The sequence below is a fragment of the Parashewanella sp. 2210YD4-3 genome (assembly GCF_056591735.1).
The window spans coordinates 287932-309326 of record NZ_JBWQOG010000002.1; the positions used below are offsets into that span (position 1 = coordinate 287932).

The 21395-nt window shown below is 40.9% G+C and carries 16 protein-coding genes; 4 read left to right on the plus strand and 12 right to left on the minus strand.

The annotated features are described in order from the left end of the window. Positions 1 to 7: 7 nt before the first annotated feature. Complete coding sequence (locus AC1EU0_RS04580; protein WP_480300746.1) at positions 8 to 1480, minus strand: EscC/YscC/HrcC family type III secretion system outer membrane ring protein; 1473 nt, start codon at positions 1478 to 1480, stop codon at positions 8 to 10. Beyond that, positions 1477 to 1875, minus strand: coding sequence for a hypothetical protein (locus tag AC1EU0_RS04585; protein WP_480300747.1), 399 nt, complete (start codon positions 1873 to 1875; stop codon positions 1477 to 1479). The genes AC1EU0_RS04580 and AC1EU0_RS04585 overlap by 4 nt, the downstream gene beginning before the upstream one ends. A gap of 278 nt (positions 1876 to 2153) precedes the next feature. Here AC1EU0_RS04585 and AC1EU0_RS04590 point away from each other — a divergent pair, with 278 nt between their 5' ends. Next, the gene (locus AC1EU0_RS04590; RefSeq protein ID WP_480300748.1) at positions 2154 to 4853 is read left to right on the plus strand and encodes an ATP-binding protein; all 2700 of its coding nucleotides are present in this window, start codon (positions 2154 to 2156) and stop codon (positions 4851 to 4853) included. Positions 4854 to 4857: 4 nt separating this feature from the next. Here AC1EU0_RS04590 and AC1EU0_RS04595 read toward each other — a convergent pair whose 3' ends face one another. The 4 genes from AC1EU0_RS04595 to AC1EU0_RS04610 all read right to left on the minus strand — a co-directional run bounded on the left by AC1EU0_RS04595 (position 4858) and on the right by AC1EU0_RS04610 (position 9424). Next, entirely contained in the window at positions 4858 to 5502 is a 645-nt protein-coding gene (locus AC1EU0_RS04595; protein ID WP_480300749.1) for a two component system response regulator, read from the minus strand. A gap of 351 nt (positions 5503 to 5853) precedes the next feature. Further along, positions 5854 to 6714 carry a MaoC/PaaZ C-terminal domain-containing protein gene (locus tag AC1EU0_RS04600; RefSeq protein ID WP_480300750.1) on the minus strand — a complete coding sequence of 287 codons (861 nt, stop codon included), beginning with the start codon at positions 6712 to 6714 and terminating at the stop codon, positions 5854 to 5856. Between the two features lie 110 nt (positions 6715 to 6824). Then, a complete protein-coding gene (locus AC1EU0_RS04605) occupies positions 6825 to 8426 on the minus strand; it encodes a methyl-accepting chemotaxis protein (protein WP_480300751.1) in 1602 nt (533 codons plus the stop codon). Positions 8427 to 8440: 14 nt separating this feature from the next. Further along, positions 8441 to 9424, minus strand: coding sequence for a cytochrome-c peroxidase (locus tag AC1EU0_RS04610; protein ID WP_480300752.1), 984 nt, complete (start codon positions 9422 to 9424; stop codon positions 8441 to 8443). 457 nt (positions 9425 to 9881) lie between these two features. Between AC1EU0_RS04610 and AC1EU0_RS04615 the strand changes: the two genes are divergently transcribed. Then, positions 9882 to 10889 (plus strand): NAD(P)H-quinone oxidoreductase, encoded by a 1008-nt coding sequence (locus tag AC1EU0_RS04615; RefSeq protein WP_480300962.1) that lies wholly within the window; start codon positions 9882 to 9884, stop codon positions 10887 to 10889. A 304-nt stretch (positions 10890 to 11193) separates the two neighbouring features. Continuing rightward, entirely contained in the window at positions 11194 to 11604 is a 411-nt protein-coding gene (locus AC1EU0_RS04620; RefSeq protein ID WP_480300753.1) for a hypothetical protein, read from the plus strand. A gap of 4 nt (positions 11605 to 11608) precedes the next feature. Here AC1EU0_RS04620 and AC1EU0_RS04625 read toward each other — a convergent pair whose 3' ends face one another. The 5 genes from AC1EU0_RS04625 to AC1EU0_RS04645 all read right to left on the minus strand — a co-directional run bounded on the left by AC1EU0_RS04625 (position 11609) and on the right by AC1EU0_RS04645 (position 19690). After that, entirely contained in the window at positions 11609 to 12640 is a 1032-nt protein-coding gene (locus AC1EU0_RS04625) for an aldose epimerase family protein (protein ID WP_480300754.1), read from the minus strand. Positions 12641 to 12681: 41 nt separating this feature from the next. Then, positions 12682 to 13839: a galactokinase gene (gene galK, locus AC1EU0_RS04630; RefSeq protein ID WP_480300755.1), complete on the minus strand. Its 1158-nt coding sequence runs from the start codon at positions 13837 to 13839 to the stop codon at positions 12682 to 12684. Positions 13840 to 13985: 146 nt separating this feature from the next. Beyond that, positions 13986 to 15452 carry a solute:sodium symporter family transporter gene (locus AC1EU0_RS04635; RefSeq protein ID WP_480300756.1) on the minus strand — a complete coding sequence of 489 codons (1467 nt, stop codon included), beginning with the start codon at positions 15450 to 15452 and terminating at the stop codon, positions 13986 to 13988. Positions 15453 to 15536: 84 nt separating this feature from the next. Next, positions 15537 to 18722, minus strand: a complete 3186-nt coding sequence (locus AC1EU0_RS04640) for a glycoside hydrolase family 2 TIM barrel-domain containing protein (protein ID WP_480300757.1) — start codon at positions 18720 to 18722, stop codon at positions 15537 to 15539. Positions 18723 to 18775: 53 nt separating this feature from the next. Then, positions 18776 to 19690 (minus strand): TolB family protein, encoded by a 915-nt coding sequence (locus AC1EU0_RS04645; RefSeq protein WP_480300758.1) that lies wholly within the window; start codon positions 19688 to 19690, stop codon positions 18776 to 18778. A gap of 173 nt (positions 19691 to 19863) precedes the next feature. Between AC1EU0_RS04645 and AC1EU0_RS04650 the strand changes: the two genes are divergently transcribed. After that, complete coding sequence (locus tag AC1EU0_RS04650; RefSeq protein WP_480300759.1) at positions 19864 to 20898, plus strand: hypothetical protein; 1035 nt, start codon at positions 19864 to 19866, stop codon at positions 20896 to 20898. A 65-nt stretch (positions 20899 to 20963) separates the two neighbouring features. Here AC1EU0_RS04650 and AC1EU0_RS04655 read toward each other — a convergent pair whose 3' ends face one another. Next, positions 20964 to 21377 (minus strand): GNAT family N-acetyltransferase, encoded by a 414-nt coding sequence (locus AC1EU0_RS04655; protein ID WP_480300760.1) that lies wholly within the window; start codon positions 21375 to 21377, stop codon positions 20964 to 20966. Positions 21378 to 21395 lie beyond the last annotated feature (18 nt).

The following is a 21395-nucleotide window of genomic DNA, read 5'->3' on the forward strand; positions in this document are numbered from 1 at the left end:
ACTCGACTCATTGATTTACCGGTTCAGCTTTTATTAAAAATAACCTCATGACACGTTGGCGTTGATGTCCTGTTGATCTAAACAAACCACCAACTAAAGGTAGGTCACCCAATAAGGGTAGCTTGTTTTTTGTTTCTTCGTCTTTATCTTGTACAAATCCACCAATAAGCAGACTTTCACCTGACTTCAATGTCGCTTGAGTCGAGATCTCTGAATTCTGAACCTGAGGCAAACCATCAACTCCCTCTACAGGTGCACCTTGCTGACCATCTTGAATGTTCAACACCAAATTAACGGCTTTATGTCCATGATCCATGATCATTCTTGGGGTAACTCTGAGCAAAGATCCCGTTGTCACCGACTTTAAATCAGCCACTTTTTCACCAGATACTTTGGTGTAAAAGGTAACGTTTTTATCCAATACAGCTTGCACGTTGTTAAGAGTTACAACAGATGGACGAGACAATACTTTCGCCTTTGAGTTTCTCTGTAAGGCGTTTAGCTTGATTTCAAAGCTACCAGTATTACCTATCACGGATGAGAAATTTCCACTTGGAGCACGTCCACCAGCAGAACCAGTATCTGAATTAAAACTAATGTTACCGCCTCCCAGTTTTGCAGCAGCTGACCACTCCACCCCTAATTGATTAAAGTTAGAAGCATCCACATCAAAAATAGATACTGAGATTTCTACCATGATTGGTTTAACATCAAGCTGTCTTATGATGGAAGAATAGGTTTTCTGCTCTTGTGTACTGCCTTTTATAATAATTGCATTTTGTCTGGGATCGGCTGCGAATGTAGGACCAGCAGCGGCATTAGATGAGCCTTTTAAATTTTTACTCATTTCTTGCAGTACGGTTACTAAACCAGGCACTACAACATCTTGAGTACGATAACTGTATTTTGAATCTCCAGCTGATGCGTAATTAAGCTTATAAACTTTTACTTCTTCATGGTTTACAGCCGCTTGCTGAGCACTAGCATCTAATTTTTCGGTTAATTTACTCACTGTAGTAATACAAACAGGTACGCCAACTAATTGGATACTAGCGATGTCGATAGCTGGGCGAACATTACAAGCTCGTTTATCTAGCACTCCCGCATTTCTTAGGTAACTTGTAAGATCAACAGTGGAAATGTTATTTAACGGTATGACTTCATTTTGCAGCTCACTGGTTTTATAAACATATAAAACGTCAGTGTTGTAGTACCAAATCAGCCCATATTGACGACTCAACAGATTGATCACCTGTAAGGGGGATTTATTTTGAATTCGCCCGTTGAATTGATCAGTGATCTTACTACTGATCACAATAGGAATTCCGTAGTTGCTACCAAACTCCTGCAATACTGCGGCTAATGGTGTTCCTCGACTGATCATGACAAATGGATCACCTTGCCATTGAATTTCCTTCAATGGTGCGGCAATTCCTCCTGCCATAAAACATAAGAAAAACAGTCCTATCAGTGATCTCATGTTCGCATTCTCATCTCAAATTTAGGTTTTTTTTCAACTTTAGTTTTAAAGCCTTTTTCAAGGTACTGAACAATTGCAAGTTGTATCGCTACGGTTTTATTTAACGCTTTGTCATCTAACGATTCATCGAAATGGCACCAAAGTTTCCATACTTCATTATCCAACTGTAAACCACAATCTTGTCCACCATCAAAAGCTGCAAGCACTAATGTAGCTTTATGAACCCACAAGCTTTCCTCATGCTGCTCGTAATTAGGTTCAACATCCAAGGCAATCAATAACAAGGAATTGTGCTCTAACACTGTGGCTTTACGGTCCGATAACAGCCACTGATCTGATTTCGGGTTTGATACTTGGGACTTTAGTAACCCCAGTTTGATCAATTGTTGCAACATAGCGTCATCACACCCATTAAGTCATTAAATGTATAGAAAAGTATTCCACTGAACTATCAGGTATTAACCCGACTTTTCTAAACTGAAAAATCCCTTAAATAACCAAAGACTTCGCACCAAAACTCGTCATTAATTCAGCTAGCTTTCATTTAGTATATGTGAAAATAAAAAACTTGAAGGACTATTCCAATTTCTTTGGTTCTGAATAGCTACATGAAGATTAAATTTGTTCTAAGCTCTAAGGGCTATTTTTAGATTAAAGGCGAAGCCAACGATTAATGAAAAACCTGTCTGTGATATCGAAATTGACAATAAGTATTGTCATCTTGTGTTGCCTTTGGTGGTTACTAAATGAATATCAGATATATCGCCAAATCTTGCAGCAACAACAGAGCCAGACGTTAAGCCGACATGAATTAACCCAACGCTTAGATGCCGAATTAGCCAGCCGCTTTCTGCAAAACACCGCAATAGACCTCAAAAATTACCGCGATACTTTACCTTACATAAGCTATCAGACCACTGAACCCAATAGTAAGCACAATTATGTGACTGGCAATCATTCACCTTTGGAACTCAAAAATCATCGAATTTTCTTTCAACAAAGAGTTGTTAATCGCTATTCGACTTTTTTGATCAAATCTCCAAAGGGCATGGAAATTATGAGCCGTGCTGCATTAACTGAACCCCAGCAGCTTTTATTAACTAAACACTTTATTCAAACTAACCAAGCGAACACCACAAAAATACAGTGGCAAAGTTTGAATAGTGCTCAATCAACTTTATTCTTGGCTACCTTATTTGATATTAAAACAGGCTACACCTATGGAGTAACGGTAGACTTCTCTTCATTAATAGCAAAGCTAAATAAAGATTCGCCTCACCAACATATGATGCTGTTGACATCCCAACAGCAATTTATTCCCTCGTTACCTCATAAGTTACAACAAAGATTATTTGAGCAGCTGCCTCCTCAACAAAAGTCACCTCATGTAATAGCAGATGAGGAGTCATATTTTTTTATCTCAAAATTACAAGATAATGATTGGGTGCTGGTCACTCGCTTTCCCAAACAAGAAGCCAGTTATGCCGCTAAGGATATTTTCATCAGTAAACTACCGCAAGCTATAACCTTGTTGATTGGGCTTAGCTTGCTATTGATTTCGGTGTTTTATCGACTATTAAAGCGGCCATTAGACAATTACATACATACGATTCGAAATCATAAAACACCGATTTTGCAACGACGATTACCCACATGTTTCAGCGCTGAATTTACAGAAATTGCCAACGCCTATAATGACCTGCTAGATAAAATACAGTTACACCAACAAAAGCTTGAGTTCATAGTAGAACAACGAACACACGACTTGCTTGCGGCATCCAAAAAAGCCGAATTAGCGAACCAACGTAAAACTGAACATTTAACCAGCATTAGCCATGAAATTAGAACGCCCTTGAATGGAATCATGGGAGTACAAGAATTACTGTTAAGTAGCCACACCTCAGAGCGGCAAAAGAAACTCATTGGTACCGCCATTGACTGTGGCTATTCGTTATTATCTCTGGTGAATAATTTACTGGATTTTTCTCGTATAGAAGCCAACCAGATTCAACTTAAGCCTTGCCGATATTCAACATTAAAAGTCGTTGATGAAGCCATGTCCAGTATTGCTTCTCAAGCTCAAAGTAAAGGTATTCTGCTTGTTACAGTCATTCACGACAGCGTTCCTGAGTTTGCCGTATTTGATCCTGAAAGAGTACGGCAAGTGTTAATTAACTTATTGGGTAATGCTATTAAATTTACTGATACAGGATATATTTCTATCGGTGTTAGTTTTTCTCATCAACAACTTAAATATCGAGTGAAAGATACGGGAGGTGGCATTAAGGAAAATGATCTTATTGCTATTTTTGAACCTTATGTGCAGAAGCATAATCAGAAAATAGGTTCAGGCTTGGGGTTACCTATCGCTCGAACACTAGCGAGATTGATGGGAGGTGACATTATCGCCCGCAGCCGTTTTGGACATGGAGCCTCATTTTCATTAAAAATTCCGCTGCAATCTCCAGAATCCATGATTAGCTTGTTGAATACTCATATTCCAGCCCCAAGTCATTTACACCCACAGCTAGTCGCGTGGGGCGCTCATCCAACACCTCCAATAGAAAACCAACTTTCGGCGCCTGAGTTACGATATTTACCCGATAAGCTGTTGCAGTATTGTCGTGAGATTCAGCATGATGTGCCTCACTTTGCTCAAAGCACTTTACCACCATTATTACCATGGAAATTGAAAGTGTTAATCGTGGACGATGTTGATATCAACCTTGATATTATGTCTCAGATGTTATTTGAATTAGGGCAAAGCGCTTATACCGCTTCGGGAGCTAATGCTGCCTTAGACATGGGGCGCAAGCACATTTTTGACTTAATATTAATGGACATTCGTATGCCAGATATAGATGGATATCAAGCCACAGCTATGTGGCGTAGTGATAAGCACGTATTGGATAATGCTTGTCCTATTTTCGCACTTACAGCCAATGCGGAGTCATTCACCAATGAACAGCTTAACGCGGCTGGTATTAATCACTATTTAGTTAAACCTATCTCATTACGGAGTTTAAATAATGCACTTGAACTCGCCGCCGAATTCCAAATAGAAAGAGAGGTCCAGCCCACGATAAATTCTGAAGCTGATACCCCTCTAATTGATGTGTTACAAACCGATTTAAATCAAAAGCTTTACAGCCAGCTTACTGAAATACTGTTGTCGCTAAAAGCTTCAATTGAAAGCCAAAACTGGCAATTAACAAGCCATTGGCTTCACACTTTAAAAGGTACTTCTGGACTGGCTGCATTAAAAGATATTGAGCGGGAAGTGACTCATTTAGAACAGTTGCTTGAGCAAGAGCAAAGCCTAAGGCTTCAACAACTCAAGCAACTAAATCAACTGATCAAGGCTATTGAGTAACCCCTTACCTTAAGCCTAACCTATCAGCTCGAGAGAGCAGCTCCGCAACATTATGTGCATTGAGCTTGCGCATTAGATTAGTACGGTGACTTTCCACGGTTTTTAAACTGATCACTAAAGCTTCAGCGATATCACGATTTCTCAACCCTTCACAAATCAAACCTAGCACCTGCTTTTCTCGATGAGTCAACGTTGGAAGATCGCTAGTTTCTGTGTCAAAGGCATGAATTTGTTGTTCATCTAAACCAGGATCAATAAACGTTTTACCTCTGATCACGGTTTTGATAGCCGCAAACAATGTAGACTTAGGGCTATTTTTTAGCAAGTAGCCATTGGCCCCAATATCTAATGCTTCACGGGCAGTTTTCTCTTCTGCAACAGCGGTAAGCATGATGATCATGATGTCTGGCCAGCGGCTTTTTAGCTGCCTAACGACTTCAATACCATTCATTTTAGGCAGTTTTAAATCCATGAAGACAAGATCTGGTTTTAAAGAAAGGCATTGCTGATAAACAGAAAGCCCGTCTTCTACGAAGCCAACCAATTGCATATCGGGATAAGGGGCTAAACAACTGCTAAGCCCATCGTATATGAGGGAGTGATCGTCTACGACTAAGATTTTTAACGATTTTGTGGATTCAAAAGACATTCTTGCTTCTCCTAGAACCCCGCAATGATGCCCATCGAATTACTTTATTGAGCTTTACGGGTACTTCTAGAGTAGCAAACTCCCTATCATCAAGCGGTTAATTTTTATCCACGAAGTGTTAATTTAACCTCAGCTCCGTATAACGAAATCTGTAACATTATGATTTACGATATAAGCTTTAACATTGTTATCTACAGTACTGCTAATGGTGTGTAGTTCAAGGCAGAACAGTTCGTAATAGCTGGTATCGACAAACACAACTGTCGTTACTGCGTTCTATTACGGGCTGTTCTAACACAGAAATACGCATAAGTAGCTGTGCTGTAGAGGTTGGCTTATGCAGAGCTGAGGTTAATTTAGATAAGTCAAACTACCCGTAAGATGTGGTCGTTTACCCTTTTTATCTCGCAATTCAAAGCTCAAACCGTTCTCTTGAGCTTCGTAATTAAAAGTAATGGAACCTGGCATAAACACTGGAAGCTTAAAGGCGACATCAATACTAAAAGCCGAACTTTCTAATTTTGACATCAATTGAGACAAGCAATACGCCTTGGACCACATACCATGTACTAAGACTTTATCAAAGCCAAATCGTTTCGATAAAAACGGATATAAGTGGATCAAGTTATAATCACCTGATGCTTTTGCATAACGTCGTCCTAGATCTTCATCGATTTGCGTCGTTACCGCATTTTCCCAAGCAATATTATTGGCTCTAGGTGGACGAGAGCGTCGTTTTTCATCATTTCGGTATAAATAGGTGGAACGTGACTCCCATACTAGCTCATCTAACACTTCCGCTTTTGAATAAAATACAAACTCAATGCCTTTATCAGTGACTTCGCTTTCCACTAATTCACAACTGCAATTTATAGGCTCATCAATGGTGACATTACGATAATGAGTAATTTGATTTCCAAGATGAATCATACCTAACAGCGGAAATGTAATAGCTTCATGAGTGAACAAAGTCGCATGAAGGCGAAACATGACGATATGCAAATAAGTTGGCGGTAAGGTTTTACCGTCAAACTCAAAGCCACAAACTTCAGAGTAACGTTTAGCACGACGATGAGAAACCTGAACGCTTTTTTGAGTAACAAGAATCGAAGGTAGATCTTTACCATCCCACCCCGGTTTTTTAACAAAAAAGATTTTACGATATAAAGATAAAAGCGATGGTTTGCCCGTTAACTCAACCTTGTACTGCATCTGAAATTGTTATCCTTTAATTTCTAACCAATCGCTTATTATACCTACAAATCACCCTCTTGTGCATCATTCGTATTTTTACTCAGGCTTGGTTAAGTAAGTTGAACCTCTTATAGCTTAAACTGCTTGAGAGCATGCTCAACATCTTGCATGGTTTCCATGGCCTTTTCGCCTGCCTTTTGTAACGTTTCACTACCTTGAGCCGTTTGCTCAGCAATAACTACGATATTACACAAGTTAGTTGAAACACTATCTGACACCTCAACTTGATGTTTACTTTGTTCGCTAATGCTTTCACTGGTTTGTTGAATATTTTCAACTCGACCTAATACATCGTTTAACGAATTAGATAGCACTTTATTGTTGCTCATACATTGCCGTGTTCCGGCTTGTCCTACCTCCATCATATTCCTAGCTTGCTCGGCACGTTGTTGGATTTGAACAATGGTACTATTTATATCGGTGATAGATTCTTGAGTTTTCATCGCCAAAGAGCGCACTTCATCGGCAACGACAGAAAAACCACGGCCCGCTTCCCCAGCTCTAGCGGCTTCAATTGCGGCATTTAACGCCAATAAATTGGTCTGTTCGGCAATATTTTCGATAACCTCGAGTACATTGCCAATCGCTTTACTTGAATCACTAAGAGAGTGAATGACCTCTGCCGTTTCATCCACATTGATATTGAGATCATGAAGTGCTTTTGTGGCTTGCTCTAATAACAAAGAGCTATTTTGAGTACCAGATAAAATATTGCCGGCTTGCTCTGTTGCAATCGACACATTTTCTCCAATCGTCGTCACCGAACAAACAACGGTATCGATTGATTGACTTATCTGGTTAATTTCCACTTTTTGCTTTGATGTGCCCTGCTGAGTTTGCTCACTGATGAGTTTAAACTCACTGAGCTGACGTTCCATCACTAACACTGAATCAGCAATATTTTTAACGGCATTTTGGATTTTCTCAATAAAGCCATTAAATTCAGATGACAACTGACCGATTTCATCTTTTCGAGAGGTATCTAGCCTTCTTGTTAAGTCACCATCACCACGCGTTAATTCCACGACAGCAGAAGATAAAGCTCTAATGGGCGTTAAAATATGGCGGGTAACCCATAATGCCCAAGCAATCGCAACGGCTGCAATAACCATCAACAAGATACTCATTTGTACTAACTGAGCATCGATGCGTTTCTCTACATTCATGGCCATCTTTGACGACTCATACAAAGTGTCTTCAATCAAGATCCTTAACTGATCTTCCACTTGATGCATTTGTTTTTCTAGAACACGAATATCAATGAGCTGCGTTTGATTACCGGCCAGCAAGTGTGCTTTCATGCCTTTAAACCACACTCCAGCCGCTCGTTGAATCGCAACTGATTGATCTTGTATGTCGTCGGTTAAGCTACTTTTTGCCGCTTGAGCCACTTGCTGCTCAAAACGATTTACTAGTGATTCAAAATGCTGCTGTACCTCACGCTCTGGTTTTGGCTCAGTCATCGCCAAGACTCGATCTGCATAAGCTTCCAACTCTAAAAAAGTTTCCCATGCTGCTCGGCTACTATTTACGGCGTTTACTGGCTGATTAAACGCCAACACTGTTTGTTGTCCCTGTTCATTTAATTGCTCTAACAGAAACAAACTTAATAAGCTGAATACAAGTATTAACCCACCAAAGCTCAATAATATTTTTTGTTTAATTTTCATATTCAGTTATCTAATCAGTAAGGTAACAAAGGCAAAGTGATCACTTTATCTTCACCTGTGAGCGTCTTTAAAAAAGCAGTTAATTGTTCAATTTCTAATTCTGAAAGTTGAACGGGCTGCATCAAGGGAGACAAGCTTGGGCGGGGTGGGGCTTTTTTAACATAGTGTCGAATAACGGTATCTAAATCATTCATTGAGCCATCATGCATATAAGGTGCACGCTGGCTTATATTTCTTAAGCTTGGCGTTTTAAAAGCAAATTTATCTTTAGGGTTCTTGCTGATAACAAAACGACCTTCATCATTGGAGCTCAGTCCAATATCATGGAACTGATTATCGGTAAAATTCCAGCCAGCATGACAAGCTACACATTGTGCTTTACCGGTGAATAGCTCAAACCCTCGTTTAGCTTTTGAACTAATGGCTGCTTCATCACCTTCTACCCAAAGATCAAATGGGGCTTCCCCAGAAACTATGGTACGTTCAAAGGTGGCAATGGCCTTTAAAATGTTTTGCTCATTAATTCCAGATTGGCCGAAGACTTCGCGAAATAGTTGTCGGTAACCTGCAACGTTTTGAAGCCGAGCTACCACTTCTGGCAAAGTAATGTTCATTTCAACTGCGGCTTCTATAGGACCTTTGGCTTGAGCTTCAAGATCTTGTGCTCGACCATCCCAGAAAAATGATTGTCCCCAAGCGGCATTAATAATTGACGGGGAATGGCGACCTAACTGAGTATTTAAGCTGCCAACCGCTCGAGGAGTCGCATCCTCCCACCCAAAACTCGGGTTATGACACGACGCACAAGTTAGGTTCCGGTTTCGGCTCAACCTTGGGTCAAAGAACAACATCTTACCTAATGCCGCTTTAGGCGCACTGTATGGATTTGCTGCGGGGAATGGAATGAGATCAGGTCGCTTAAATGCATCTTTTGGATTAGCGAGTACTTGCCCTGAAACCAATAATGCACTCAGTAAAAAAATAATACGGCTTTTCATATGTGGTCTCTGAATGTGAGATTCTTATATACTCGTGATACCTGAAGATGCAGGATTTCAGCGAGAATTAATTGCCATTTAGACAAGGCACTTATCCGCAGTAATAGTTGCTCTATTTCAAGGGTAAGTAACACAGTCTAAATGGCAATTAAACTCGCACTGTGTGGGCTTTTCAGCGTTGATTCTTCTTTGTTGTAAAAGCTTAAATTAGCCCGCTAGTTCTTCACTTTCACGCCTCGAATAATTCAACGCTGAAAAAGCCCTGAAAGTTGCATCTTCAAGTATCACGAGTATAGTTATGGCGGTTCTAACTTTATTTGGGAACACCCTCTAGTTAGGAACGCCCTCTATTTTATCGAATAAGAAGGTGAAACCTTTAAGGGTATTTGCTGTAACTAAGGCTAATAGGTTATAACTTGCTCATAACACACTAATAATGATGTCCCATTTTACCTGTATGGATTCACTACCCGACAATTTCACTCATATCGCCGTACCTGAACATAAAAGTTCGCCTTTAACTCTTACCCAGTCACCGCTACCAAAGCTTGGTTCCCATCAAGTATTAATTAAAGTCATAGCCGCTGGTGTTAATGGACCTGATTTAGCTCAACGTCAGGGGATTTATCCTCCTCCCAGAAACGCTTCCCCCATCTTAGGGCTAGAAGTTGCAGGAGAAATTTGTGCTGTCGGCACCGATGTCACAGAGTGGCAAATAGGCGATAAAGTATGCGCTTTAGTCGCTGGTGGGGGGTATGCTGAGTACGTTAACGCTCACCAAGATCATTGTCTGGCTCTACCAGATTCTATTTCTATGACCCAAGCTGCCGCTTTACCTGAGACTTTGTTCACGGTATGGGGGAACTTATTTCAACGTGCGAAATTAACCCATTCTGACACGCTATTAATTCATGGTGCATCAGGTGGTTTAGGTAATTGTGCAATCCAGCTAGCTAAAGCGTTTGGCGCTAAAGTAATAGTAACGGCTGGAAGTCACGAAAAGTGCCAACATTGCCTATCACTAGGGGCTGATTATGCCTTTGAATATTCGTCTCCTACTCTGCATCAAAATATTCTGGATGTTACTGAACAACAAGGCGTCTCTGTAGTGTTCGATATGGCAGCAGGCGACTTCGTTAACTTGAACCTCAAATTACTTAAAAATGATGGCCGTATGGTAACGGTGGCCTTACAAAGAGGAATAAAAGCCGAAGTTGACGTATTTCGGTTAATGAGTAAACGCATTACTTGGACTGGTTCCACCCTGCGCCCTCAATCCGATGCTATGAAGTCCAGTATCGCTTCTGAGCTAAAGCAGAATGTCATGCCATTAATTCAGCAAGGTTTATTTTTTCCTCATATTCATCAAACATTTGAGTTATCTGAAGCAGAACAAGCTCACCAACTCATGGCTTCCAAAACTCATACTGGAAAAATTATCCTTACCATCAGCCATGTAAGATGATTGTCATATTCGAGATTAATAATGGGATCTGGAGTGAATGGACTGTCAAAATTGCGTTGTGGTGCAAAAAAATAACATTAAACCCTCACAAAAAACTTGAACCCTAAAATTTTTTGACTAAATTCGTATAAAGCCGATGATGTGGGGATTTCCATGAAATAGGCTCACTGAACGGTATTGATTGAATCGTAGTTTTGCATTCGGTACTTCATTCTTCGAATGCAAAGCATTGTCGTTGGGCGGATTGAACCTGACTTAGCAATCCTCCCTGAGTGTATGTGTTGAATGAAGGGTATTAGCATATATGAACAGCATGGACAAACAGCAGCTTTGGTATGGCGAGCTTAAAACTCCCCGTGGAAATACGGTAGTCATCCACGATCAGGCACTGCCCGAGGCTAGCCCTGGGCGTATTTATCTATACAACTCAGCTCGTGAATCCATCATCGAGTATGTCAAAGACATTGTTGAAAATAACTTACATGACTTGGACAGTGAAAGCCTTACACAAGCACAAGCAAATTATGCTGAAGCATGGAAACAGGCAAAAACTGAGTTTATGAGTAAGCAAAAAGGCAACTTAGACTTAAACCCTGAGACTGCGCCAGTGTCTGCTAAATCTGATGAGTCTATAGAGTTAGAGGAAGAGCCAGAGATCACCGTTGATGTCGATGATCTCCAAAACGAATGGACTGATGAAGAATACGAAGAGTAATTCTTTATTTTTCTATCGTTCCAAACTCATATCGGCTGAGGTGATGATACTGCTCTCCCACCTCTAGCCATGATTTACCTAACATATCAGGCTGGTTGGGAGCATCTGGGCATAATTGAGGTTCTAAACAGATGCCATGAAATTGATTAAGCTCTTGGCCTTGCTCACCTTTAGTACCTTGCAAGAAGTTCGCGGTATACACTTGAACCCCAGGTTGATTAGTATACAAAGTCATTATACGGCCGCTTTTAGCGCTGCTGATGTGACCAAAACGCACCAAGGTGTCTCTGTCATTTTCCATTAAATAACAATGATCAAGTCCACGGGTTGAAGCCAAGCTTGGATCAACCAAACGCTCAGCCAATACACTCTCGGTATTAAAATTCAACGTTGCCGTTACAGGTTCAATAGCAATGGGAATGCCTTGTTCATCGGTACGCAAGTATTGAATACTATCGGTTTGCATTCGATGTTGAGCAATGGTGTTTGAGCCATCAAGGTTAAAATAACTATGCTGAGTTAAGTTAACTGGGCATGGCTTATCTGTCTTAGCAATAATTTCAACCAACAAGCTATTGCCATCTAAACGATAATCTAATTGCACTTGGCAATTACCCGGAAAGCCCATATCACCATCAGAGCTAACTAAGGAAAGCCTGACACCGTCCTCTAAGGTTTCTAGCTGCCATTGCTTCTGATTAAATCCCTGACTGCCACCATGCAGACAATTTTGTTGGTTATTGGTATCAAGCTGATACTCTTGCCCTTGATAACTCAGTTTTCCGCCTTTAATTCGATTGGCAAAACGACCAGCAATAGCTCCTAAGTGCGCATCTTGAGCAAGATAACCTTCGGCACTGTCACAACCAAGTACGATATTTTGCCTTTCACCATGACGATCTGGAACCCGTAATTGGCGAATAATACCGCCAAGACTTAACACTTCCATTGAGATGATGCCGTTATCAATCACGACACGCTTGATTTCTCCGCCACGTGGATCCTTCCAAGCTGTCTTAGTTGTTATTGTTAACACTGAAGTTTCCTGTTTACTTATACTTTTTTGAGGGAGTGCGATTATTCATCAATTTTTGCAGCAGCGGCGGCGGCGCTACACAAATACACTTGCGCTTCGATGCCAGTTTGTGACAAGTATTGAGTTTCAACGGCTGTCACAACATCATCTGTCAACTCGTGCTCGACTAAAGCAATGACACTGCCGCCAAAACCACTACCAGTCAATCGGACACCACCTCGCTCACCGACTTGCTCTTTAATAATATCCACAAGCAAATCAATCTCAGGAATACTCATTTCAAAATCATCCCGCATAGATTGATGAGATTGTGCCATTAACTGGCCGAGTTTTTTGACATTCCCTTGTTCTAGAGCCCTTGCGGCACTTTGAGTACGAGTGTTTTCGGTGATCACATGGCGCGCTCTGTGATATAAATGCTCAGACAGCTGGTTTTGATGCTGCTTTAATTGAAACTCAGAGATATGGCGTAAACTCTCTAAACCAAAATGCTCCGCGACTTGTTGGCATTCATCCTTGCGCAATTGGAACTTTTTCTGAATATCTTTAGCGTACTTACCTGAATGAACAATAATCAGACTTAAATTATCTGGAATGGAGACCGCTTCGTAATCTAAATCTAAGCAATCAATCAACAATGCTTGATCGGCTTCGGCCAAGGCACTGATCATCTGATCTTTCATGCCACAAGTGCGAGCCATAAACTGATGCTCTCCTCGTTGAGCGATTTGGGCAATGGCTACTGGAGATAAAAATAACTGACTGGCATCATTCACTGCTGTGCCAAAGGCAATTTGCAATGCTGCCGATGAAGAAAACCCACTTTCTATCGGAATATCGCTAATAATGGCCACATCTACACCGGTGGACTCTAAACCACTCATCGCAAGAGCTGCTGTGAAACTTTGTAAGTAATGACTCCAGTGAAAATCAGTACTTTCAAGAGACTCTTTACCAAAACGCCACTCTACAAAACTTTCTGGCTCAACATCAGTAACTACTCGAAACAGATCATCATCTCGATGTTTAACCGCAATAACCACTCTGAAATTGATCGCTGCCGGTAACACAAACCCTTCATTATAGTCTGTGTGTTCACCCATTAAATTGATGCGACCGGGGGCTTGAAAACAAGCGTCGGGACTAGTGCCAAATGTTCTAACGAATAATTTATTCGCTCGTTGCGCTGGGGAGAGCATATAACTACAGATTTCCCATGATGTTGATAGTTTAAAGAGGCCTTGTACCTCTCATCAAAGAATAAAGCCATTAGCTCCACTAACGGCTTTGTTATCATATTATTGACCTGAGTTATATCATGCTTCAAACAGTTATGTCACTAGTATTAATCACCGATGGAAAGTTGCTCCTGCATCGCTAGTGTTTCAGGTCTGGATGCAACTGACTTTGAAGCTGAATTTTCCAACCAAAAACGACTTAATATCAAGGTAAAAGCCACGGTGACTGCCAAGGTAATGGCCATAAGATGAATATAATGTAATCCCCAAGGTTGCCACATAAAAGTAAACACTGAATACAGTGCCACACCAAATACTAAGCCAATTTTAATCGCTGTTGCATGCACATTTTTAAACATCAAAGCACAGATGAATGCTGCCAGTACAGGCATTGAGTAAAGGCCATTGAGCTGCTGTAAAAACGCGATAATGCTTGAAGCCTTGGCAAATATGGGAACTAAACATAAAGACAGAATAGTGAACAATAGTGCAACGCGAGTACCAATTTTTCTAGGATCGGCTTTAGCATTGAAATAATTCTGATGGATGTCACAAGTATAAAGGGCTGCAGCTGAATTTAAGCATGAATTGAATGAACTGAGCACAGCACCAGCAATGACGGCAGCAAAAGCACCTGACAGCCAGTGAGGTAAAATATCCCCTACTAGCTTCCCATAAGCGATGTCCCCCACATCACCGTATAGTTTCAATGCCACAATACCAGGAAGCACTACAATTAATGGGGTTAAAAATTTAGTAAATACCGCGCCATATAAGCCTTTCTGCGCTTCTTTTACTGACTTAGCAGCTAAAGCTCGTTGGGTGATTACCATATTGGTTCCCCAATAAAAAATTTGAATAAAGATCATTCCAGTAAACAAGGTAGGCCATGGAATATCAGACGCATTATCACCAATTAACGTTAAACTGCTTTGCGGTAGACCTGATAGATCCCAGTGGATCGCATTCATTGCCAAATATGAAACGATAAGTCCCATGACAATCAAACCAATCCCATTAAGGGTATCTGAAATGGCAATGGCTCTAAGTCCACCAAAAATGGCATACAAAGCGCCAGCGGCGGCAAATAGGATAGCAATCACTATGATTGGAATGTGAAGCCCAAACATAGACTTCATAAATAAGGAGCCTGTATAAAGCACCACTGGTAATAGGATGAAAGCGTAGCCGAGCATAAACAGCACTGACACCATAGCTCGAATGCCTTTATCGTTATACTTGCGTTCAAGTAACTCTGTGGTTGTTGTGCAGTTATATTTGTAATAAATAGGGATCAACCATTTTGCTAAGATTACCAACCCAATGGCTGCTGCAATTTCCCACCATGCAACCAATAAAGTTTGCGCTCCGTTCATTCCCACTATTTGTTCGGCACTGATATTGGTCATCATTAATGAACCTGCGACCACAACCCAATTTAACCCGCCACCAGCTAAGAAATAGTCTTTGGTGTCATTGGGATCACGCTTTACTTTATTGCATCGAATAAAAGTAATGAGTGCGACTAACAAGGTTAAGCCTAAAAATACGCTTACTTGGATTAATTCATCCATTGTTAACTCCTACTTTGTTAACCTCAGAGCTGTATCAAGAAAGCTATATCCTTAAGCATAATCACACTATCTACAGCGCTGAGGTTAGTTAGGCTGCCATATTTCCCTCGCAAGTTGTTGGATATCCTGCTCACTGGTAATTGGCAGTAAACTAAAACGAAATATCATTGTTTTAGCAGGGAGCCGATAAGCATCATGCACTGGTCGTCCCCACGAAGTATCGCCACCCACGCCCATTTGTTTGGCATCGATGTTCCAAGTCACGAACTCCCTATATGGGACCTCGCCACCATGATTTTGAGTAACAGGCACTAATCCCGAAGCTGAACTTGAGGCGTCTCCGGTTCTAAAGTCGATGTCTGATAATGCGAATGGCCATAAACTGGTTTGTAATTCTTGACTCGCCACTGCCATAAGCCCAGCTTGCTTATGATCAGTTACCGCTACATATCGAACCTCAGTTCGCTGTCCCGTTTCTTGTGGACGAGAATAGCGATGAAAAGCATCTTCAACAGGCAAGTGATACCAACCTAATGGATTACCCGAATATCTATCCGCATAGGTTTCTTCTGGGCCACGGCCAAAATAATGTAAGAACCGCTGACTGAATGGCAGCTGAGTATTAAAGCCAAACTTGGGTAAATCGGGTAAATCTTTTACTGAAGGAATGAATTTACTCTCAATCAGCAACGATCCCTTTGCTCCTACTTGGTAATGTGTAACTAACTCGAACTGGTTTGATGGATGAAGATGGCGAGTCACCACTCCATTAGCACCTTTGTGTTCAACACCTTTCAGCTCTAATTCTTCACCAGCATCTTGCCAAAAGTCCGCCCACTTAGGCATACCATTGCCCAGATCATTATCGGTTGGCGCACGCCAAAAATTGGCGCGTAACGGCTGCTGTAATTGTGGCTTACCTAGATAAATCACTTGCTCTAGCCAGCCTGATTTCCGGTTAAACTGATAACGCGTGTTGGTTTGTTTAACGAACAACTCGATCAAATGTTCTGAAGTTGTTAGCTCGGCTTTATACACTAAGCTGTTTTGTGGCTGCGCACTACTCAACTGAAACTGCTCAAATGCCACTAAATGATCGCTGGCTAGTAATGGCTGCGGCTGATTGACTCTGGCTTCCAATAACAGGTGATATTCGGCATGTTCATCAAATTGAATATTAATGGGTAACGTTATTTTGTGCTGCTGATGTGGGGCTAGTTTCGGCATTGGTTGACGCTGGGTATTAACTGTCACCCCGTCTTTTTGTATATGCCAAACTAAATCAAATTGACTTAACTTTTTAAAGTCATATCGATTATCAATTATGACGCTAGCTACTCCATTCTTTAAACGAAAATCAGTAAATTGAATGGGCTGATAGACTTTCTTTACTTCCGATAAATGCGGATGCGGATTACGATTTGGATCGACCAATCCATTATTCAAAAAGTTACCATCGGTAGGCATTGTTGGGTGATAATCGTTACCGTATGCCCAGTACTTTTGTCCATTCGAATTGATTTGCTCAAGAGATTGATCCACCCAATCCCAAATAAAGCCACCTTGTAAATTGGGATAACGCTCAATGACATTCCAATAGTCTTGCAAATTCCCCACTGAGTTTCCCATCGCATGGGCATACTCAATCATGATTAATGGTCTGTCTTTATGTTTTTTAGCGTAGTTCTCGATTTTTTGAATCGATGGGTACATTGGCGCATAAATATCAACATATTCAGCTAAACCAGCAGGCTCATATTGCACTGGGCGGCTGGGATCGCGTTGTTTGATCCAATTCGCTAAGGATTTGAAAACCGTGCCCTCCCCCGCTTCATTGCCTAATGACCAAATAATGATTGAAGGATGATTTTTATCACGCTCAACCATACGCTTCACTCTGGCTAAATGAGCGGGTAGCCAGCTCATCTCATTACCTATTTGAGTTTCATCATCTATTGCGAGTGGGTGAGATTCTATGTTGGCTTCATCGATAACGTATAAACCATATTTATCGGTGAGTTTGAGCCAATAGGGATCATTTGGGTAATGACTAGAGCGAACAGCATTAATGTTGTTTTGCTTCATTAAGCGAATATCTTGAAGCATCCGCTCTTTACTCACAACATGAGCGGTTTGGGGATCGGTTTCGTGTCGATCAACACCGCGAACACGAATAGGCTGATGATTGACTCGCAATTGACCATTGTGAATATCGACTTTTCTAAATCCAATAGCGACATGGCTAGTTTGTAATAACTCACCTTCTTGAGTATATAAATTAACAAGTAATGAGTGAAGATTAGGAGTTTCAGCTGTCCACAATGCAGGATTTTTTAACTGAGCAGTAAAACGAACATCACTTTGAGATGATAATGTTAAAGGCTGACGTTCACTCACAACAAGCTTGCCAAGCTCAGAAAATAACTGGTACTCCAACTCCAGCTTTTTTGGGGCGGCATGGTTAATCAAATTGATATTCAACGCCAATTCAGCCACGTCAAGTTTGTCATTCAACTGATAATTAGCATCGATATCAGCAATCCGCTGCTTTTCAGTTGCATACAAATATACATCACGCTCAATCCCCGATAAACGCAGCATATCTTGGCTTTCAAGGTAGCTAGCATCACTCCAACGAATAAGCTGCATACCAATAACGTTCTCTCCCACATTGAGTGCATCAGTAACATCAAACTCGGCAGGCGTTTTTGCGCCTTCACTATATCCAATATATTGCTCATTCAGATACACACTTAATGCTGATCGTGCAGCGCCAATATGTAAAAAGACTTGCTTATCTTTCCAGCTTTGGGGCAGCGTCATTACTTTGCGATAACTGCCCGTAGGATTATGCTTTATGGGCGCTTCAGGCCACTTGGTCTCAAACGGGTAACGCTCATCTAAATAAATGGCATGACCATAGCCTTGCGCCTCCCAATTAGCTGGCACCTGAATGGACGACCACAGCTTAGTCTCGAAATCTTTTCGAGTGAAGTTTTTTGGAGCTTGAAAAGGATTATTAGCAAAATGAAACTGCCAACGGCCGTTTAAATCTAGATAATTGGGACTTAATCGAGGTTCATCTTTAAGTGCGAATAAAGAGGAAGAATAAGGAAAGAAACTCGCATGAGGCGGCAATTTGTTATCCTCAAAGCGTAAATGATCACGCCAAGGCTCTTTGGCGACAGTCTCTTTGCCACACACATCGGTTGCTACAAAACTCGCTACGAGCCAAATACTGGATAGCAGATTATTTTGAAATTTCCCCATGCTTTCCTCTTTTTTTTATGCAAAAAACCTCTATGAATAGTGCATGTTTGGCACTATTTGCGATTCCAAACTATTGTGAGATACCGATTATCAGGGCTCACAGCGATGCGATACGGACTGTGATGTCGTGGTGAAGGGGGCGTGATAACTGAAATAGCCTGCCAACTCACTGGTATCGCAGAAGAAGGCTTCTGCTCTAATCGCCAAGCCCTTAATTGCTCACCATCTAGATTAAATAACCAAGTGGATTGAGTTAACGCTTGACCGCTCCAAGCATAATCCTCGTTTCCTGAACCTAAACTGACTATCTCTTGGTGACTCCGTAGCATTGGATCAAATATTGTAACGACTTGATCACCATTCATTTTCTTTTTTACATAACTAAAACGTGCTTGATTTGGCACAACATGGATGCTGCGCCCCACATTATCGGTTACAAAATGACGCTCATCAGCGCGCTCACCTTTAGGCTCAAAGTAAAGTGCATGAGCATAACGCGCCCACAATAGAGTCCCAAGCTTCGAGTGAGCCGCATAGTAACCAGATGGGATCAAACTATTAATAGCCCGTTCTCTAGGTTTTCCCTCTTTTTGAAGCCAAACGCTCTGATGCGGAACTCCTTGCTCTACGACATATTTCAAGCCTTCGGAGGATTCATTCGGGGAAAACTCACTTTCATCTGGTGTATTTGTTACTTGGTAAATGTCACCATTAAAGAATTGATATTGATAAATATCAGTATGAGCACCGCTTCGATTAGAAGAAAAGAAGATGGATTTACCATCTAAGGAAAAACTGGCTTGGTTATCATAACCATCGCGGTTAGTAATGACTTTTCCTTTGCCAATAGACCATTGCTGACTCTGACTATCATAGTTCAAAGGATAAAGAGAAATATCAGTGCCTGATGCCATTGCACCTTGTGCAACCCAAAAACTTGCAAGCGCTAAACTTAGTTTTATTTTCATATTATTGCTCTTGTTTTTTTACAACAGTAACGGAACAATAACTAAGTTTTATAGGATTGTATACAACTCACACAAAAGCTAAATTGAACGTTAGCGATTATTAATTCGATGAAAAGCTTCTATTAATTTGAATAATGTACAATGAAATAAAGCATTTTGACTGGCACGTAGTTATGGCAGCAGGAACGACTTTAACCGCTCCCTCATCAACAGACTCCTCTGCAGCAACATCTCCGATAGAAGGTGTTACACGACAGCTGACTGCTGAATTGATAAAAAGTGCTGTTAGCATTATAGCTGGACATAGTGTCACCTTAAACGTTACGGATATAGCAGCTAATAAGTTTCATGCTGCCCCCGAAAATGCAACTGCCAATAATGACAAGCCACATGAACCACACTCAACATCAGCATCAACTTCTACACCAGCCCACCCACTAAGTGGACGTAAACGAATGTTAGCTTTCTCTAAGGCTAATAATTTATCGCTTAATTTAAACACAGTAGAACAAACTAACCCTCTTTATGAAATAAGTGTTTCTTCACAAAAGCCTGTAGGTGTTGATCTGCAAATATGGGATCTATCCCAACTTGAGTCTTTAGCTTTTCGAATTGTTGGTGATAATTCAAAAGTTGGTTACATTGCGTGGGATCTGGACGATGTGATGATCCAAGTTGATCCAAAGACCTTAGAGCAGCAGTACACTGAAAAGGGAAAATTTGCGGAAACGTTAACATCAATGACGTTAACGTTTCCCAACGCAAAATTTATTCTTGTTACCCACACTAGAGGTCAAGCAAATCTCGACGATAAGTTAAAAAAACTACAACCTGAATTCCCTCGCGATAAATTCGAATCATTTGAAGCAATGAAACAGTTTGATCCTTCAAATAAAGGTGAATTGTTAGCTCTAAAGCTGAATTCACTTAAGGGTGAGCAATCCAATCAATTCATTATCTTTATTGATAATAACTCGAGTAATTTGCAAGATGTTAAAAAGTACTATGGAAATAGAGTACTAACGATTCAATATTTAGGTGCTACGGAAAATATGGTAGAAGCTGAGATGTCTCGAAAAGACTGTACGAAAGTAGCAGCATTATGGGAGAGTTGCTTAGGAAAAGACAAATTAAGTCAAATTTTTAGAGAACTCGAACCTATTTATCGACAATATCATGAAAATATGCATGCATTACAACAAAGATAATAGCGAACTTCTTTCCGCGATCAAGCTACCAATATAGCTCTCATATAGGCTGTATTATTAAGCTCTTAATAGCTTTTCTTCAAAAAATACCTATCGTGATCTTGAGTGATGCCTGAAGCAATGCCTGTTATATCAAAGCCAAGTTTTTGATAAAAATTAGGCGCTTGCACGGTTAACGTATCCACTTGAGCCGCAACACAACCACGATTTATCGCTTCTGCTTCAGCCTGCTGCATCAAGCGGCGACCTAGACCTTGACCTCTAGCGACATCATCAACCCACAATACTTCGATAAAAAAGGTTTTATAGATGGTGCGCCCTGCAACACCACCAATAAGTTGTTGATTATCATCACGGATCACAACTGAAAGAGGAATGGAAACTTCACCGGCCAGTTTTTGTTTGTTGTACTCTCTCACGCCTGATACCAGTGCATCAAAGGTATTGGCATCATGTTCATTAATGACTTCGATCTTCATGTCGATTATGTCCTTATC

What these genes read in the sequence shown, in the direction of transcription:
- AC1EU0_RS04580 (WP_480300746.1), bottom strand. Translation starts at nt 1,480, where the DNA reads ATGAGATCACTGATAGGACTGTTTTTCTTATGTTTTATGGCAGGAGGA.
- AC1EU0_RS04605 (WP_480300751.1), bottom strand. Translation starts at nt 8,426, where the DNA reads ATGAAAATTAAACAAAAAATATTATTGAGCTTTGGTGGGTTAATACTT.
- AC1EU0_RS04650 (WP_480300759.1), top strand. Translation starts at nt 19,864, where the DNA reads ATGGCAGCAGGAACGACTTTAACCGCTCCCTCATCAACAGACTCCTCT.
- AC1EU0_RS04600 (WP_480300750.1), bottom strand. Translation starts at nt 6,714, where the DNA reads ATGCAGTACAAGGTTGAGTTAACGGGCAAACCATCGCTTTTATCTTTA.
- AC1EU0_RS04645 (WP_480300758.1), bottom strand. Translation starts at nt 19,690, where the DNA reads ATGAAAATAAAACTAAGTTTAGCGCTTGCAAGTTTTTGGGTTGCACAA.
- AC1EU0_RS04610 (WP_480300752.1), bottom strand. Translation starts at nt 9,424, where the DNA reads ATGAAAAGCCGTATTATTTTTTTACTGAGTGCATTATTGGTTTCAGGG.
- galK (WP_480300755.1), bottom strand. Translation starts at nt 13,839, where the DNA reads ATGCTCTCCCCAGCGCAACGAGCGAATAAATTATTCGTTAGAACATTT.
- AC1EU0_RS04585 (WP_480300747.1), bottom strand. Translation starts at nt 1,875, where the DNA reads ATGTTGCAACAATTGATCAAACTGGGGTTACTAAAGTCCCAAGTATCA.
- AC1EU0_RS04595 (WP_480300749.1), bottom strand. Translation starts at nt 5,502, where the DNA reads ATGTCTTTTGAATCCACAAAATCGTTAAAAATCTTAGTCGTAGACGAT.
- AC1EU0_RS04620 (WP_480300753.1), top strand. Translation starts at nt 11,194, where the DNA reads ATGAACAGCATGGACAAACAGCAGCTTTGGTATGGCGAGCTTAAAACT.
- AC1EU0_RS04640 (WP_480300757.1), bottom strand. Translation starts at nt 18,722, where the DNA reads ATGGGGAAATTTCAAAATAATCTGCTATCCAGTATTTGGCTCGTAGCG.
- AC1EU0_RS04615 (WP_480300962.1), top strand. Translation starts at nt 9,882, where the DNA reads ATGGATTCACTACCCGACAATTTCACTCATATCGCCGTACCTGAACAT.
- AC1EU0_RS04655 (WP_480300760.1), bottom strand. Translation starts at nt 21,377, where the DNA reads ATGAAGATCGAAGTCATTAATGAACATGATGCCAATACCTTTGATGCA.
- AC1EU0_RS04635 (WP_480300756.1), bottom strand. Translation starts at nt 15,452, where the DNA reads ATGGATGAATTAATCCAAGTAAGCGTATTTTTAGGCTTAACCTTGTTA.
- AC1EU0_RS04590 (WP_480300748.1), top strand. Translation starts at nt 2,154, where the DNA reads ATGAAAAACCTGTCTGTGATATCGAAATTGACAATAAGTATTGTCATC.